13 protein-coding genes are annotated in these 14,992 nt (G+C 57.7%); 8 read left to right on the forward strand and 5 right to left on the reverse strand.

Features of this window, described 5'->3' with window-relative positions:
• Positions 1-95 precede the first annotated feature (95 nt).
• On the forward strand, positions 96-539 hold the full coding sequence (locus tag AC4GMC_RS06240) for a type II toxin-antitoxin system RatA family toxin (protein ID WP_487880397.1): 444 nt from the start codon (positions 96-98) through the stop codon (positions 537-539).
• Positions 540-580: 41 nt separating this feature from the next.
• Here AC4GMC_RS06240 and AC4GMC_RS06245 read toward each other — a convergent pair whose 3' ends face one another.
• The 4 genes from AC4GMC_RS06245 to AC4GMC_RS06260 form a co-directional block, all read right to left on the reverse strand.
• Entirely contained in the window at positions 581-1,762 is a 1,182-nt protein-coding gene (locus AC4GMC_RS06245) for an ammonium transporter (RefSeq protein ID WP_487878941.1), read from the reverse strand.
• Positions 1,763-1,947: 185 nt separating this feature from the next.
• Positions 1,948-2,454, reverse strand: a complete 507-nt coding sequence (locus tag AC4GMC_RS06250; protein WP_487878940.1) for a CinA family protein — start codon at positions 2,452-2,454, stop codon at positions 1,948-1,950.
• Positions 2,454-2,948, reverse strand: a complete 495-nt coding sequence (locus AC4GMC_RS06255; protein WP_487877659.1) for a phosphatidylglycerophosphatase A family protein — start codon at positions 2,946-2,948, stop codon at positions 2,454-2,456. Before AC4GMC_RS06255 ends, AC4GMC_RS06250 begins: the two co-directional genes overlap by 1 nt.
• Positions 2,945-4,102 (reverse strand): bifunctional 2-C-methyl-D-erythritol 4-phosphate cytidylyltransferase/2-C-methyl-D-erythritol 2,4-cyclodiphosphate synthase, encoded by a 1,158-nt coding sequence (locus AC4GMC_RS06260; protein WP_487877658.1) that lies wholly within the window; start codon positions 4,100-4,102, stop codon positions 2,945-2,947. Before AC4GMC_RS06260 ends, AC4GMC_RS06255 begins: the two co-directional genes overlap by 4 nt.
• Positions 4,103-4,321: 219 nt before the next feature.
• Here AC4GMC_RS06260 and dusB point away from each other — a divergent pair, with 219 nt between their 5' ends.
• The 5 genes from dusB to ntrX all read left to right on the forward strand — a co-directional run bounded on the left by dusB (position 4,322) and on the right by ntrX (position 11,503).
• Positions 4,322-5,305, forward strand: coding sequence for a tRNA dihydrouridine synthase DusB (dusB, locus tag AC4GMC_RS06265; protein WP_487877657.1), 984 nt, complete (start codon positions 4,322-4,324; stop codon positions 5,303-5,305).
• Positions 5,302-6,375, forward strand: a complete 1,074-nt coding sequence (locus AC4GMC_RS06270) for a two-component system sensor histidine kinase NtrB (RefSeq protein ID WP_487877656.1) — start codon at positions 5,302-5,304, stop codon at positions 6,373-6,375. The genes dusB and AC4GMC_RS06270 overlap by 4 nt, the downstream gene beginning before the upstream one ends.
• A gap of 14 nt (positions 6,376-6,389) precedes the next feature.
• On the forward strand, positions 6,390-7,757 hold the full coding sequence (locus AC4GMC_RS06275; protein ID WP_487877655.1) for a response regulator: 1,368 nt from the start codon (positions 6,390-6,392) through the stop codon (positions 7,755-7,757).
• 99 nt (positions 7,758-7,856) lie between these two features.
• On the forward strand, positions 7,857-10,106 hold the full coding sequence (locus AC4GMC_RS06280; RefSeq protein ID WP_487877654.1) for a sensor histidine kinase NtrY-like: 2,250 nt from the start codon (positions 7,857-7,859) through the stop codon (positions 10,104-10,106).
• Positions 10,103-11,503, forward strand: coding sequence for a nitrogen assimilation response regulator NtrX (ntrX, locus tag AC4GMC_RS06285; protein ID WP_487878939.1), 1,401 nt, complete (start codon positions 10,103-10,105; stop codon positions 11,501-11,503). Before AC4GMC_RS06280 ends, ntrX begins: the two co-directional genes overlap by 4 nt.
• Here ntrX and AC4GMC_RS06290 read toward each other — a convergent pair.
• The gene (locus AC4GMC_RS06290) at positions 11,500-11,928 is read right to left on the reverse strand and encodes a hypothetical protein (protein WP_487875794.1); all 429 of its coding nucleotides are present in this window, start codon (positions 11,926-11,928) and stop codon (positions 11,500-11,502) included. The two genes, ntrX and AC4GMC_RS06290, sit on opposite strands and share 4 nt — an antisense overlap.
• Before the next feature lie 113 nt (positions 11,929-12,041).
• Here AC4GMC_RS06290 and trkA point away from each other — a divergent pair, with 113 nt between their 5' ends.
• Positions 12,042-13,418, forward strand: a complete 1,377-nt coding sequence (trkA, locus tag AC4GMC_RS06295; protein ID WP_487875793.1) for a Trk system potassium transporter TrkA — start codon at positions 12,042-12,044, stop codon at positions 13,416-13,418.
• Positions 13,415-14,971, forward strand: a complete 1,557-nt coding sequence (locus tag AC4GMC_RS06300) for a TrkH family potassium uptake protein (protein WP_487875792.1) — start codon at positions 13,415-13,417, stop codon at positions 14,969-14,971. The genes trkA and AC4GMC_RS06300 overlap by 4 nt, the downstream gene beginning before the upstream one ends.
• Positions 14,972-14,992 lie beyond the last annotated feature (21 nt).

A 14,992-nucleotide genomic window follows, 5' to 3' on the forward strand; every position in this document is an offset into this window, starting at 1 on the left:
GGTTGCGCCATTATGCCCCTCTTGGTGCGGTTTTCCTTGAATCTTCCGCGCAAAGATACGACATCCACCGCCACTGTCACCCTCGAAATGGCCCCATGCCCACTCATTCTGAAACCCGCACCTTACCCTATTCCGCCGCGCAGATGTACGCGCTTGTGGCGGAGGTGGATAAATACCCCGAGTTCCTGCCATGGACAGCCGCGGCACGCATTCGCTCGCGCACGCCGCAGGGCGCGTCCGAGGTGATGCTGGCGGATTTGGTGATCTCTTTCAAAGTGTTTCGCGAAAAGTTCGGCTCCAAGGTGGTGCTGCACCCGGACGCTTTCCAGATCGATACCGAGTATCTTGATGGCCCATTCAAGTACATGAAATCGAACTGGCATTTCACAGATTGTGAGGGGGGCTGCGAGGTCGCGTTCTTTGTGGATTTTGAGTTCCGGAATGCGATTTTGCAAAAGGTCATCGGCGTTGTTTTCAACGAGGCGATGCTGCGTGTGGTTGCGGCGTTTGAGAAGCGCGCGCAAAAACTTTACGCCTAGGGTCTGTTGGGGCGACGGCCAGCGCCGCCCCAATAGATGTCTTACGACGAATGGTCGTAGGCACGCTCACCATGCAGCGACAGATCGAGGCCTGTGACTTCGGCTTCATCACTGACGCGCAAGGGTGCGACCATCCGGGTGACCAAGACCAAAACCACTGTCACGGCGACCGTGAACACACCCACAATGGCCAGCGCACCAAGTTGTGCCGCCCAAGCGCCCGCGCCAAAGACTGCGATCATCAGCGTGCCGAAAATCCCGCCCACTCCGTGAACCGCGAACACGTCCAGCGTGTCGTCGATCTTGAGCATGTTGCGGATGACGTTGACGGCCTCTTGGCACAGGATGCCTGCAACCGCGCCGATGATCAGGGCCTCAACCGGACCGACAAAGCCGGATGCCGGTGTGATAGAGGCCAGGCCTGCAATCGTACCGGTTACGATACCTACAAGCGATGCGGTGCCGTACTTCAGTTTTTCCCACAGGGCCCACGTCAGCGATGCTGTCGCCGCCGAGATATGGGTCACTGTCAGGGCCATTGCCGCACCACCATCTGCGGCCAGCTGCGAGCCGCCGTTAAAGCCGAACCAGCCGACCCACAGCATTGCGGCGCCCAGAAATACCATGCCGGGATTGTGCGGTGGTTTGGTGCGATCTTTGCGCGCGCCCAACATCACCGCGATGACCAATGCCGCCAGACCAGCGGTTTCGTGCACCACGATGCCACCTGCAAAATCACGCACGCCAACGTCGCCAAAAATGCCGCCGTCGGACATAAAGCCGCCGCCCCAGATCCAGTGGACCACGGGCGCATAACACAGCAACATCCACAGCCCCGAGAACACCAACACAAAGCCAAAGCCGATCCGCTCGACGTAGGCACCCACGATTAGGGCAGGTGTGATGATCGCAAAGGTCATTTGAAAGGCGAAAAAGAGAACCTCGGGCAGGGTCCCACTGAGGCTATCGGCAGTCACACCGGCCAAGAACATTTTGTCCAAGCCGCCCCAATAGCCGCTCGTGCCGCTGCCAAATGCGATGGAGTAGCCGAACGCCAGCCACAGAACGCTCATCAAACAGGCGATCGCGTAGCATTGCATAAACACGCTTAGCACGTTTCGTGCGCGCACAAGCCCGCCGTAAAACAACGCAAGCCCCGGTAGTGTCATGAAGAGGACCAGCGCCGTTGCGACGATGATCCAAGCGGTATCTGCACCATTCATAGAAAAAGTCCCTCGGTCTTTTTATTGTGATCTGGTGCTTGAACAGCGTGTGGGCCGCATAAAAAAGAGGCGAGGTGGCAATGACGCGAGCAGAAATAACAAAGATTAAAAATTAGGCGCTATGGGGGCGTGAAAATGCGCGGCTGACCTAAAATTAGGCACCGAAGGAACGTTTCCCAAGTTGGTTAGCCGTAGGGTTTCAGGTCCAGATCGTGTCGAATTTCGCCCGCAAGGCACAACCGAAGCGCGTGATCACGGGCCGCAAAGCGGACCCGTTCACGACCCAATGCGCCAAAATCAATTGTTTGTGCGCGGGCATCTTCATGCACGCCGTCACGCCGCGCGAGGGCAAAACACACCCGCCCTTCGGGTTTATAATCTGACCCACCGGGGCCTGCGATCCCTGTGATCGCAACAGCCAAGTTCGCTTGGGGCAGGGCGCGGAGTGCGCCTATCGCCATTTCCCACGCGCAGTCCTCGCTGACGGCGCCGTGGGTGCTGAGGGTTTCGGCGCGCACTCCCAAAAGCGCCTGTTTGGCGTCATTGGAATAGGTAACAAGACCGCCCATCAAGACCGCGCTTGATCCGGGGTGGTCGCTGAGGGCGGCGGCTACCAAGCCGCCCGTGCAGCTTTCGGCGGTGACAAGTTTGACGCCCCGCGCGACGAGTATTTGCAAGTCTTCGGGTGTCATCACATGATCCCGTGAGCCACAACGGCCGCCATCGCCACGCACATGCTGGCCAAGCCCCCCGCGACAACATCATCAAGCATCACGCCAAGCGCATCGTCGCGCCGATCCGCAAGCCCAACGGGGCCGGGTTTTAGAATGTCGAACAGGCGAAAAAACACGAACGCCGCGACCAAGCCAGGCCACATCGCCAGCGGATCAGCGCCGGACATTGCGGCCCCAACGGCCACGGGCAACAGCGCGATCCATTGGCCTGCGACTTCATCAATGACAATCTCGGATGGGTCGTGGTCGTCTTTGCCGCGCGTGACCTGTTCGGTCGCCCACCAGCCCACTCCGAACACAAACGGGATGGCAAGCAGGAACAAAGGCAAGCCGCCGAGCACCCATAGCCCCCAAGCCAGAGGAAACGCCGCAAGCGAGCCCCAAGTCCCGGGCGCGGGGCGCAGGCGCCCAACATAGCCCACCGTCGCGATGGCGTCTGCCACCACGCTCATTGGCCGATCAGGGTGACTGTTGCGATGCAGGCGATCCCCTCTTTTCGTCCAGTGAATCCAAGTTCTTCCGAGGTGGTGGCCTTAACGCTGACTTGCCCAAGCTCAAGCCCCATCAGGCGCGCCATTTCAGTGCGCATGGCCACAGAATGAGGTCCGATTTTGGGCATTTCGCAAACCAGCGTGCAGTCAACGTTGCCAATCCGATAGCCACGTTCGCGGGCCAATTCGACGGCGTGACGCAAGAATATCTCGGACGCAGCGCCCTTCCATTGGGGATCACTGGGGGGGAAGTGTTGGCCGATATCACCCTCTGCCAGCGCGCCATAGATCGCGTCCGTTACGGTGTGCATGCCCACATCCGCGTCCGAGTGTCCCTGAAGCGCCCGGTCATGGGGGATTTTGACACCGCATAGGATCACATGATCGCCGGGACCAAAGCGGTGTACGTCATAGCCATTGCCAAGCCGGATATCCATGTGCGCGGGTCCTTTCAGGAGGTGATGCGCGCGTGCGAAATCCTCCGGGTGTGTGATCTTGATGTTGTTATCATCGCCTTCCACGATGGCAACGTCTAGCCCGTGATCGCGGGCGACCTCAACATCATCAGCGGCGGGCCGCGTACGGGCGGCGTGGGCTGCGCGGATTGCAGTCACCTCAAACCCCTGAGGTGTTTGCGCCCGGTATAGGCCGTTGCGATCTTGTGTGCCGGTGACGCGTGCCCCTAGGGCGGTATCGACCCCGGTCCAAAGCGCATCGGTGACGGGCAGGGCGGGGGCTGCGGCGGGGGTGGTGTGTAGCGCGGTGATCACGCGCTCAATGACCTTAGGGGTGACGCAGCATCGGGCACCATCATGGATCAGGACATGTGTCGTGCTTTCTGGCACGGCCTCTAGCCCTGCGCGCACCGATCCATCGCGGCTGTCCGCGCCGTTTACATCTATGACCGGGATCTGAATCGCCGATAAATCGAGCGCCTCAAAAAGCGGCGTATCATCCGGATGGCGCACCACGACAATCGCCGCGACCTGTGACGCAAGCGCACGCAGCGTCCATTCTAGCACGGGACGCCCAGCAACATGCTCATATTGTTTGGGTTTTAGTGTTCGCGCTCGGGTGCCTCTGCCCGCCGCGACCACAATTGCGGTCAATTGCATTCCCGCCTCACTTTCCTCGACATTTGCCTCTGAGCTACTTATTCAACGCATCGCTGGCAATGCCCTGTGCGTTTGTCAGTAAAAGTCGATTAATTTTTATGCATTTGGTGAATTTCGCGGCATTTAGAGGGTGAATGCTTTGATACTCGGCAGGGATGCGGCTAACTCAACCTGCGAATTCGGGCAGATCGCCCAAAGAAACATCTCTAGGACCATCTTTTGGACAAACGCTTAACAGAACTCGGCCTGACATCGCCGGTCGCGTTGGCCCCGCTTGCGGGGATTACAGACTTGCCGTTTCGCCGCCTTGTTGCAGGTTTTGGCGCAGGCTTGGTCGTGTCCGAAATGGTGGCGAGCCAAGAAGTTGTGCAGGCCAAGCCAGAGGCGCGTGCAAAGGCCGAATTGGATATGGCCGGGGTCGGGACGTCGGTGCAACTGGCCGGGCGAGATGCCTATTGGATGGCAGAAGCGGCGCGCTTCGTGGCTGGGCAGGGTGCTTCCCGGATCGATATCAACATGGGGTGTCCGGCGAAAAAAGTGACGTCGGGCTATTCGGGATCTGCGCTGATGCGGGATCTGGATCATGCGCTTACTTTGATCGAGGCGGTGGTGGAGGCCGTAGATATTCCTGTCACGCTCAAAACCCGATTGGGCTGGGATGACGCGCTGTTGAATGCCCCGGACCTGGCGCGCCGGGCCGAGGCTGCGGGTGTGCGCATGATCACGATCCATGGCAGAACCCGGTGCCAGTTTTACAAAGGCCAGGCTAACTGGGATGCGATTGGCCAAGTGGTTGATGCGGTTGATATTCCTGTGCTGGCGAACGGTGACATTGTGAATGCAGAAACGGCGCGGACGGCGCTTGCAGCTTCTGGGGCGGCGGGTGTCATGGTGGGACGCGGCGCGCAGGGCAAGCCTTGGCTCTTGGCCGAAATAATGGCTGGCCTACAGGGCACGACCTACGATGCCGCCGCGTTCAAACACGGACTTAGCGACATCGCGTTGGCGCACTACGATGAAATGCTGTCGTTCTATGGCGCGGCCCTTGGCGGCAAAGTCGCGCGCAAACATCTGGGCTGGTACATGGACACGGCACAGACCCCGGCGGCCCTGCGCAAAGAAGTGTTGACCGCTACGCCCGAACAAGTCCGCCGTTTGTTACCCGCCGCCTTGGGCGATCACGGGCAGTTGGAGGCGGCATGACAGTGCACCCTACCGAAACGCTTTGGTCATCGCTGCCCGTAGCTGCCCTTATTGTAAATGAATACAATGAAATCAGTCATGTGAATGGCGCTGCGGAGACATTTCTAAACGCTTCCGCCCGCTCGCTTGAGGGCAAACCTGTATGGGACATGGTTTCGGTCGATGTCTCGCTTGATGGGACGTTTGAACGGGTGCGCAAAAGCCTCGCGCCGCTGTCGTTGCACAGCGTGAAGGTCGGGAGCGGGACCAAAGCTGCTGAGCCTTGTGATATACAAATCGCACCGCTGCTAGAAATACCTGGTCACACGCTCATCCTATTGTTGCCGCGCGAAATCGCGGACCGTCTGGGTCGCGCGCAAGACAGTCAAACAGCGGCAAAATCGGCCATTGGGATGGCAGAAATGCTCGCCCATGAAATTAAGAACCCTTTAGCGGGCATTACCGGCGCGGCACAATTGTTAAGCATGAACCTCTCCAAAGAGGATCAGGAGCTTACCGATCTGATCGTTGAGGAAAGCCGCCGCATCGTGGCATTGCTGGAGCAGGTCGAACAGTTTGGGAACCTTCGCCCGCCCGAGCGCAAAGCGGTCAACATCCACGATGTGCTGGACCGCGCGCGCAAATCGGCAACGGTTGGTTTCGCAGCGCATTGCATCATTGAGGAACGCTACGATCCGTCACTGCCCGCGACCTTCGCGGATGCGGATCAACTGCTTCAGGTGTTTTTGAACCTGCTGAAAAACGCATCTCAGGTATTGGGCACCGGCGGTACGATCATTATCCGCACGTTTTACGAGCTGTCGTTGCGTGTCCGCAGACCAGATGGCACCGGCGCTGCTGTCCCGCTTCAGATTGAGATCAGGGATGACGGCCCAGGCATTCCGCCAGAGATGATGGATGACATCTTTGATCCCTTCGTTTCAGGCCGGGAAAACGGCACGGGTCTCGGCCTCGCGCTGGTTTCCAAAATTGTATCCGAACACGGCGGCTGGATCACTGTCGATTCCGTTCCCGGGCGCACCGTGTTTCGCATTTCCCTGCCCATTGCACCCAAAATTGAAGACGACTGACCAAAGGAATTACCATGGACGGCACCATTCTTGTTGCAGACGACGACCGGACCATTCGGACGGTTCTCACGCAGGCTCTGACCCGGGCCGGCTGCAAGGTTCATGCGACCTCCAGCCTTGTGACGCTGATGCGTTGGGTGGAAGAGGGGAAAGGGGACTTGGTAATCTCTGATGTGGTCATGCCTGATGGTAACGGTTTAGAAACGCTTCCTAAAATCACTGCGGTGCGACCCGGTCTGCCCGTGATCGTGATCTCTGCTCAGAACACAATCATGACCGCCATTCAGGCCGCAGAGGCCGAGGCATATGACTATCTGCCCAAGCCGTTTGACCTGCCCGATTTAATGAAGCGCGCGGGGCGTGCCTTGGCACGTCAAACCAAGACGCCTGCGAAGGATGACGCCGGGATCATGGGGGCAGAGGATGATCTGCCGCTGGTTGGCCGGACGCCTCAGATGCAGGCGTTGTACCGCTTGGTCGCCCGTGTGATGAACACTGAGCTGACGGTCATGATCACGGGCGAAAGTGGCACCGGCAAAAGCCTGATCGCGCGTGCGATCCACGATTTTAGTGACCGTCGCACCCTTCCATTTGTCGTCGCAAGTGATGTCGATCTCGAAGGGTCAGAAGGGCCTTCAAATGTCATAGCGAAAGCAAAAGGCGGCTCGCTTTTGTTTGATGAGGTCGGTGATCTGACGATGGAAACACAAGGGCGGTTGGTGCGGCTGCTGGATGCGTTGGGCGACTCGATGCCGCGTATCATGGCGATCTCACAACAAAGCCTTGCGGATAAAGTTGAGGCCGGAACTTTTCGTGATGATCTATTTTACCGCCTTACCGGGGTGACGCTTTCTGTGCCCAGCCTCCGGGAACGCGTTGATGATATTCCGCTCTTGGCGATGCATTTCCTCGCCCGCGCCGAGAGAGATGGCAGCCCCGTGCGGCGGTTTTCGGACGACGCGATGTCGGCGGTGCGCAGCCACAATTGGCCGGGCAACGTCCGCCAACTCGAAAACGTGGTGCGCCGGCTCGTCGCGACCAGTTCGGCCGAGGAAATCACCCTTTCGGAGGTCCAGTCGGTGCTGGGTTCGGTTCCGACCGTGGCGCTGCAAGGCAACGGTCCAGACACGCAAAAACTGTCAGCTTCAGTCGAAAAGCACCTGCAACGGTATTTTGATCTACACGGCGGGCAACTTCCGCCACCGGGCCTGTATCAACGTGTGTTGCGCGAAATCGAGGCACCTCTCATCGAAATTGCGCTGGATGCTACAGGTGGAAATCAAGCTAAATGTGCTGATTTGCTGGGGATCAACCGCAATACCTTGCGCAAAAAGATAACTGAGCTTGAAATTCAGGTGACACGCCGCCGCAAGCTGATGTAAAAGAGCAACATGTAACGTGGCGGGAATGTAACAGCCGCGTCGTCAGTCAAAGGCAAGGGGCTGACCGTGTTGAGGTGAGGGCGGGTTATGGCGCAAGCCATGTCCATTGGGCTATTGTCGCGGATGTCGCTCTGGCGTCGTCAGAGGCGCGTGCAGACTTGGATCACGTTGGGCTTGGTGGCGCTTGGCCCAGTTCTGGTGATTGCCACCTTTGCGGTCTTGGGTCCGTTAGGCACGGACAATGCAGCCGCGTTGCGCGGGGTGCTGCTTCTTGATTTGGTCTACATTCTGGTGGTCGCGACGCTTGTGTTGATGCGCGTCGCGCGCATGGTTTCGGCGCGGCGTGCACGGTCCGCAGGCTCACGGTTGCACATGCGGCTGACGTTTGTGTTTTCTGGCATGGCCCTTGTGCCGACTGTGCTTGTGGCCGTGTTCGCAACGTTCACAATTAACATCGGGCTTGAGGGGTGGTTTTCCGACCGTGTGCGGTTGGCATTGGGCAATTCGGTCGATGCAGCACAGGCCTATGCACAAGAGCATCGCGACAATTTAATCCAAGATGCTAGCGGGTTAGCGGGCTATCTTAATGTCGCAAAGCAATCGACATTCTTTTTGAGCGATGCTGATCTTCGCCAAATTCTAACCCAAGGTCAGGAAGCCGTGCAGCGTGGGCTGCAAGAAGCCTATGTAATTGATGGGTCCGGCGAGCTGCGATCGAGAGGAACGCGGAGCTATTTATTCGATTTCGAACCGCTTTCAGTCGCGCAACTGGAAGAGGCCGCGTCGGGCCGACCTTTGCTGGTTGAAGATAAAGAAAACAATGAGTTTCGGGTCGTTGTTAAGCTAAATGCATTTGTTGATCGCTATCTGTATGTCACCCGCGAAGTCGATGGTGCAATCCTGTCCTTACTAGATGACACACAGGCAACCGTGCAGCTTTATCGTCAGCTAGAGGCGGATCGTGGTCGGTTATTCTTTGACTTTGGGATGCTCTACTTGGCTTTTGCATTGATCTTGATCCTTGCGGCTGTTTGGCTGGGTTTGTGGTTTGCCGAAGGATTGTCGCGTCCGGTTGGGCGGCTGGCGGGCGCTGCGCAGCGTGTAGGGCAAGGCGATCTGGATGTCCGTGTGATTGAAGAACGCGGCGACGATGAAATTGCTATGTTAGGGCGTCTTTTCAACCAGATGACGCGCCAACTTAAAGGCCAGCGAGATGCTTTGGTTGAGACCAATATGCAGACAGAGCGACGTCGCCGGTTGTTCGACTCTGTGCTTGGTTCGGTGACTGCGGGGGTCATTGGTCTTGATGCTCAGGGGCGAATTGACTTTCAAAACCGATCGGCGATGCGGCTTTTGCATTTGTCGGATGAGGCACAGTATGGCCGGGCTTTGGCGGATTGCGTGCCGGAATTTTCGGCGCTGTTTGAAAGGCTTAAGGCCAGCGGTTCTGAAACTGTGCAAGAAGAGTTGCGCTTAACGCGCGGTGGCAAATTAGAAAACCTGCTTGTGCGCTTGGCAAAGCGTCGCGGAGAAGAAGGGCAGCTTGAGGGCTATGTGGTTGCCTTCGATGATGTAACGGAATTGGTTAGCGCCCAGCGTATGGCGGCTTGGGGGGATGTGGCCCGCCGTATCGCCCACGAGATTAAAAATCCCCTAACCCCAATCCAATTGTCCGCTGAACGTGTCAGCCGAAAATTTGGCCCCATGCTGGGTGAGGAAGGGGATAATCTGCGGCAATATACAGATGTTATTGTGCGCCAAACCAATGACTTGCGGCGCATCGTTGATGAGTTTTCGAAGTTTGCCCGCATGCCAGAGCCTGAGCGTCGCCAAGCCGATTTGGCCGCGCTGCTGCGTGATACGATTGTATTGCAAAGGCCTGCGCTGGACCCGGTCTCGATCAAATCCGCTATTCCTAGCAGGCCTGTATTGGCGGCGTTTGATGGCACAATGATTGGGCAAGCGTTTACCAATCTGATCAAGAATGCAGGCGAAGCGATTGAGAGTCTGAACACTAAGGGCCTGCCGGATGGGCATGAGCATGGCGTTTCTGTCGATCTCTCTGTTTCAGATGCAATGGCGGAAATAACGGTTGCAGACACTGGAATTGGCCTGCCAGAAGATCGGGCGCGGCTGTTCGAACCTTATGTTACGACACGGGACAAGGGCACAGGGCTTGGTCTGTCGATCGTGAAGAAAATCATTGAAGAACATGGCGGTACGCTCGAACTTCGCGACGCACCTGTGATGTTTTCTAATACCCATGTGGGGGCGGCGGCTGTGATCCGGCTGCCCCTGCTCAAAGAGCCGTCGGACGGCGAAAACGTTGACGTAGCGAGGACACCATGAGCGATATTCTGATTACCGACGATGAACAGGACATCCGGGATCTGATCTCTGACATTCTGAAAGATGAGGGATTTGCGACCCGCACCGCAGGAAACGCCGACGAATGCATGGCGGCCATTAATGATGATCCGCCAGCGTTAATGATTTTGGATATCTGGCTGAAAGACAGCCGGATGGATGGGATCGATATCCTGAAAACAGTCCGGCGTGATAACCCCGACATTCCAGTCGTGATCATTTCGGGTCATGGGAATATCGAAATCGCTGTAGCCGCAATCAAGCAAGGGGCATACGACTTTATCGAAAAGCCGTTTAATATCGACCAGCTGATGGTCGTTGTTGGCCGTGCGATGGAGACATCACGCCTGCGCCGCGAAAATACGCAGTTGCGGCGCAAGGATGTCACCAATTCTGAGATGATTGGATCAAGTGCGGCATATAAGGCACTGACTGGTCAGCTTAAAAAAGTAATGAATTCGAATGGCCGCGTCATGTTGAGCGGACCTGCCGGTAGCGGCAAAGAAGTCGCGGCGCGGTACATTCACGCGAATTCCAATCGCGCGAGCGGCCCTTTCGTGAGCGTGAATTGCGCAAGCGTTGAACCTGAGCGCATGGAAGCCGTACTGTTTGGTCGTGAGACAAGCGAGCGCGGCGTTGAGGCGGGCCTGTTGGAGCAGGCGCACGGTGGCGTTGTGTACTTTGACGAAGTCGCGGACATGCCTATTGGAACGCAATCCAAAATCCTGCGTGTGCTTGTGGATCAGCAGTTCACACGTGTTGGTGGTTCTGACAAGGTTCGCGTCGATATGCGCGTCATTTCTAGCACAAACAGAGATTTACAGGTCGAAATTAAGGCTGGTCGCTTCCGGGAGGAACTGTATCATAGGCTGAACGTGGTGCCGATTGACGTGCCCAGCCTTGAGGATCGGCTAGAGGATATTCCGGAACTCGCTGAGCACTTCATTGAGAGCCTGCACAAATCTCAAGGCCTGCCCATGCGGGAGTTGTCTGAGGACACACGGGCGCTCCTGCAAACTTTGCGCTGGCCGGGCAACGTGCGCCAACTGCGCAATGTGATTGAGCGGATTTTGATCTTGGGCGAGGGCACGGGCCCGATTGAGCCGAGCGAACTGCCGAACCCCGGTGAGGGGGGGGGCGACAGTGGTGAGATGACGCTGACAGGTAGTCTTGCGACCCTGCCGCTGCGCGAGGCGCGTGAGCTATTCGAGCGTCAGTATTTGATGACACAAATCAACCGGTTTGGTGGAAATATTTCGCGCACAGCGGCGTTTGTCGGGATGGAGCGGTCAGCCCTTCACCGCAAGCTGAAGTCGCTAGGCGTGGTCACAAATGCAAAGTCCGGAAGCCGTGTGGCCCGCGTCGAAGAAGAAACCTAGGGCGCTAATGCGAAGGCTCCATCAGTTAGGCAGATGCCGTTGGTGGAGCTGGGATGCCGCGCAAGTTCCAATGGAGTGATATTTGCGGGGCATGGGGGCACGCGGACTTTGGTATAGCCCGCCTCTTTCATGCACAAATCAACGGATCGCGTGCGTAAATCTGCGTTAACATCGCGTTGCCGTGCGGTAGGTAGCCCCCGTGCCGCGCCAAAACAGAAGGGGTCGTCGCAGAAACGTCCGCCGATTGTGATGGTGCTGTTCCAATCGGTTTGCATGGCCACAGGAAAATCCTGCCGTGCCTCGGCTTCACAGTTTAACAGAGTTCTTTCGGCGCGCGTTGCCTCTACTCCGGGGTTGATCCATGCCTCGATTGGCATGGCGCAGCCGGCTAAAACAATGGGAACTGCTAACAAAAAACGTGTCATGATTATAGCATACCGTGGCAGTGCTGGGGCTGGCAATTGACCTTTCCGTGTGTCTCTGCCACATCATCAATGCTGACGCGGTCAAACAGAACGCTCAAGGGATACGGGCCGATATGAAGGTAATTATCTGCGGCGCGGGGCAGGTGGGCTGGCAAATTGCCCGGCACCTCTCGGGGGAGCGCAACGATGTCACCATTGTTGACAGTGACGCCGATTTGGTGCGCCGCGCGACGGACACATTGGACGTGCAGGGGCTAACCGGCTTTGCAAGCTATCCGGACGTGTTGGATCGGGCCGGTGCGCGCGATGCGGACATGGTGATCGCGGCGACGTTTTCCGACGAAGTGAACATGGTGATCTGCCAAGTCGCGCACTCCGTTTTTGGGGTAAGCCGCAAGATCGCGCGTTTGCGGGCGCAGAACTATCTGTCCTCCAAGTATTCTGATCTTTACCGACGGGAACATCTGCCGATTGATGTGATCATTAGCCCCGAGCGGGAGGTCGCGGATGCCGCTTTGCGCCGTCTACGCGCGCCGGTTGCCTTTGATACGGCGCGTTTTCTTGAAGGTGACGCAGAACTGGTTGGACTTGCGCTTGATGAGGATTGCCCTGTTCTGAACACGCCTCTGCGCCAGTTGAGTGAGCTGTTTTCAACCCTGCGGGCGATTGTGGTTGGTGTCCGGCGCCAAGGCCAATTGTTCGCGCCCGCACCCGGTGATCAGCTGTATGCGGAGGACCAGATTTACGTCATGGTCCACCGTGACGACACCAAGCGTGCGCAGGAAATCTTTGGAAAAGTGGCACGCAAACAAGAGCGTGTTGTGATCATTGGTGGCGGCAACGTGGGCCTGTCTGTGGCGCGCACGCTCGAACAAGCGCCTGAGCGTATCCGCGCCCGTGTGATCGAACGCAACCGCGCCTGTGCTGAACGCGCGGCTGACGCGCTTGAGCGGACCATTGTCTTGAACGGCGACGGTTTGGACATTGATCTGCTGCGTGAGGCAGGGATCGAAAATGCCGATGCGGTGCTGGTTGTCACGGATGATGACAAAACCAATTTGCTGGCGGCCGTGCGCGCCAAGGCCACGGGCTGTCCCATGGCCATTGCGTTGGTGAATGATCCAACGTTGGTCCCTTTGATGGGCCCGCTTAACATTGATGCCTATATCAATCCGCGCCAAACGACCGTTTCGTCGATCCTGCAACACGTGCGGCACGGTCGGGTTCGGTCGGTCTATTCGATTGGCGATGCTGAGGCCGAAGTGATCGAGGCACAGGTCCTATCCACATCACCTTTGGCCGGTAAGACACTGCGAGACGTGGATTTTCCCGAAGGTGTCCTGATGGGTGCCATGAGCAAGGGTGGCAAAGTGATCGTCCCCTCGGGTAGTACGCGGATTGATGAGGGCGATGTGGTGGCGATCTTTGCGCTATCGGCTGATGTCCCCGAAGTTGAGCGCCTGTTGCAGGTGCAGATCGACTTCTTTTGAGCGCGCCAATCTATAGCCGCAAGGGCGCGAATGGTGACAACTGGGAGCTGCGCATCCCCCTAGTTGTGCTTATGGGGATCATGTGTGCCGCGGCGATGTATATCCCGGCACTGCACGCGCTTGCGCTTGATGATCACCGACCGGCGCGGATTTTCTTCTATTACGGTACGTTTCTCCTTTTTATCGCAAGTGCGGTTGGTGTGGCCACGGCCAACCACCGAAGCGCCAAGCCCGCGCGGGCTCAACTGCTGTCGATCGCGGGAGTGTTCACGGTTTTGCCGCTGTTTTTGGCGCTCCCCTTCCGGGAGGTTGTCGGCAACACGACTTATCTCAACGCGGTGCTTGAAATGGTGTCGGCCCTGACAACCACAGGGGCCACTTTGTTCGATGATCCCGACCGGTTGCCCCTATCGCTGCATGTATGGCGCGCGCTTGTTGCTTGGCTTGGTGGGTTGTTCATGTGGGTGGCTGCAGTGGCGATTTTGGCGCCCCTGAGATTGGGCGGCTTTGAGGTCAGCACACCGCGCCGGCAACAGGCTGAAACGCGTCCGACGACTGGGTTAGATCAGGTTATCTCACCAGAGGTGCGGATGTGGCGTGCGGCGCGTACAATGGGGCCGATATACCTGTTTTTGACACTCAATCTCGCGCTGATCCTTATGCTCGCGGGGGATGATCCGACGACGGCGGCGATCCATGCGATGTCGACACTGTCGACCTCGGGGATTTCGGCGGTTGGTGGCGTGCAGGAGGCGGCATCAGGTCGCGCAGGCGAAGTTGCCGTATTCCTCTTTTTGATATTTGCCGTTTCACGCCAGACCTTTGCGGCCGAATGGCGTAAAGGTCATCTTGGTCTGCTGCGCGATGATCGTGAGTTGCGGATAGCGGCGTTTTTTGTTGTTGCCGTGCCGTTGGCATTGTTTGCACGGCACTGGAGCGGCGCGTTGGATGTCCGGCTAGAGGACGATATTTGGCAGGGACTAGAGGCGCTATGGGGCGCGATGTTCACGGTGCTTTCGTTCCTGACGACAACCGGCTTCGAGAGCAGCGGTTGGACAGCGGCGCAGTATTGGTCCGGTTTGTCCACGCCAGGGCTGTTGCTGATGGGGCTATCGGTTTTGGGGGGCGGTGTCGCGACCACGGCGGGTGGGGTCAAGCTGTTGCGGGTCTATGCGCTGTACCGGCACGGACGGCAGGAAATGGCGTTGTTGGTTGAGCCACACGCAGTTGCCGGCGTGAAATCGGAATCGCGCCGGGTCCATCCCGAAGGCGCGCAGGCGGCTTGGATTTTCTTTATGCTCTTTGCCATATCTATTGCGGGCCTTTCGGCATTGTTCGCGCTTAGCGGAGTGTCCTTTGAGGCCGCGATGGTGATGACGGTAGCGGGGCTTTCGACCACGGGACCGCTTTTGAGTGTGGCCATGGAAGGTGGCGTACAACTTAGCGGTCAAAGCACCGCCACCAAGATCATCTTTGCCGGGGCCATGGTGCTTGGGCGATTGGAAACGCTGGCGATCATCGCACTGCTGAACCCTGAGTTTTGGCGGCGTTAGGCGAAAGTGTGCCCATGCGAG

This window comes from Thalassobacter sp. (assembly GCF_982993085.1).

What these genes read in the sequence shown, in the direction of transcription:
- AC4GMC_RS06240 (WP_487880397.1), top strand. Translation starts at nt 96, where the DNA reads ATGCCCACTCATTCTGAAACCCGCACCTTACCCTATTCCGCCGCGCAG.
- AC4GMC_RS06245 (WP_487878941.1), bottom strand. Translation starts at nt 1,762, where the DNA reads ATGAATGGTGCAGATACCGCTTGGATCATCGTCGCAACGGCGCTGGTC.
- AC4GMC_RS06250 (WP_487878940.1), bottom strand. Translation starts at nt 2,454, where the DNA reads ATGACACCCGAAGACTTGCAAATACTCGTCGCGCGGGGCGTCAAACTT.
- AC4GMC_RS06255 (WP_487877659.1), bottom strand. Translation starts at nt 2,948, where the DNA reads ATGAGCGTGGTGGCAGACGCCATCGCGACGGTGGGCTATGTTGGGCGC.
- AC4GMC_RS06260 (WP_487877658.1), bottom strand. Translation starts at nt 4,102, where the DNA reads ATGCAATTGACCGCAATTGTGGTCGCGGCGGGCAGAGGCACCCGAGCG.
- AC4GMC_RS06270 (WP_487877656.1), top strand. Translation starts at nt 5,302, where the DNA reads ATGACAGTGCACCCTACCGAAACGCTTTGGTCATCGCTGCCCGTAGCT.
- AC4GMC_RS06275 (WP_487877655.1), top strand. Translation starts at nt 6,390, where the DNA reads ATGGACGGCACCATTCTTGTTGCAGACGACGACCGGACCATTCGGACG.
- AC4GMC_RS06280 (WP_487877654.1), top strand. Translation starts at nt 7,857, where the DNA reads ATGTCCATTGGGCTATTGTCGCGGATGTCGCTCTGGCGTCGTCAGAGG.
- ntrX (WP_487878939.1), top strand. Translation starts at nt 10,103, where the DNA reads ATGAGCGATATTCTGATTACCGACGATGAACAGGACATCCGGGATCTG.
- AC4GMC_RS06290 (WP_487875794.1), bottom strand. Translation starts at nt 11,928, where the DNA reads ATGACACGTTTTTTGTTAGCAGTTCCCATTGTTTTAGCCGGCTGCGCC.
- trkA (WP_487875793.1), top strand. Translation starts at nt 12,042, where the DNA reads ATGAAGGTAATTATCTGCGGCGCGGGGCAGGTGGGCTGGCAAATTGCC.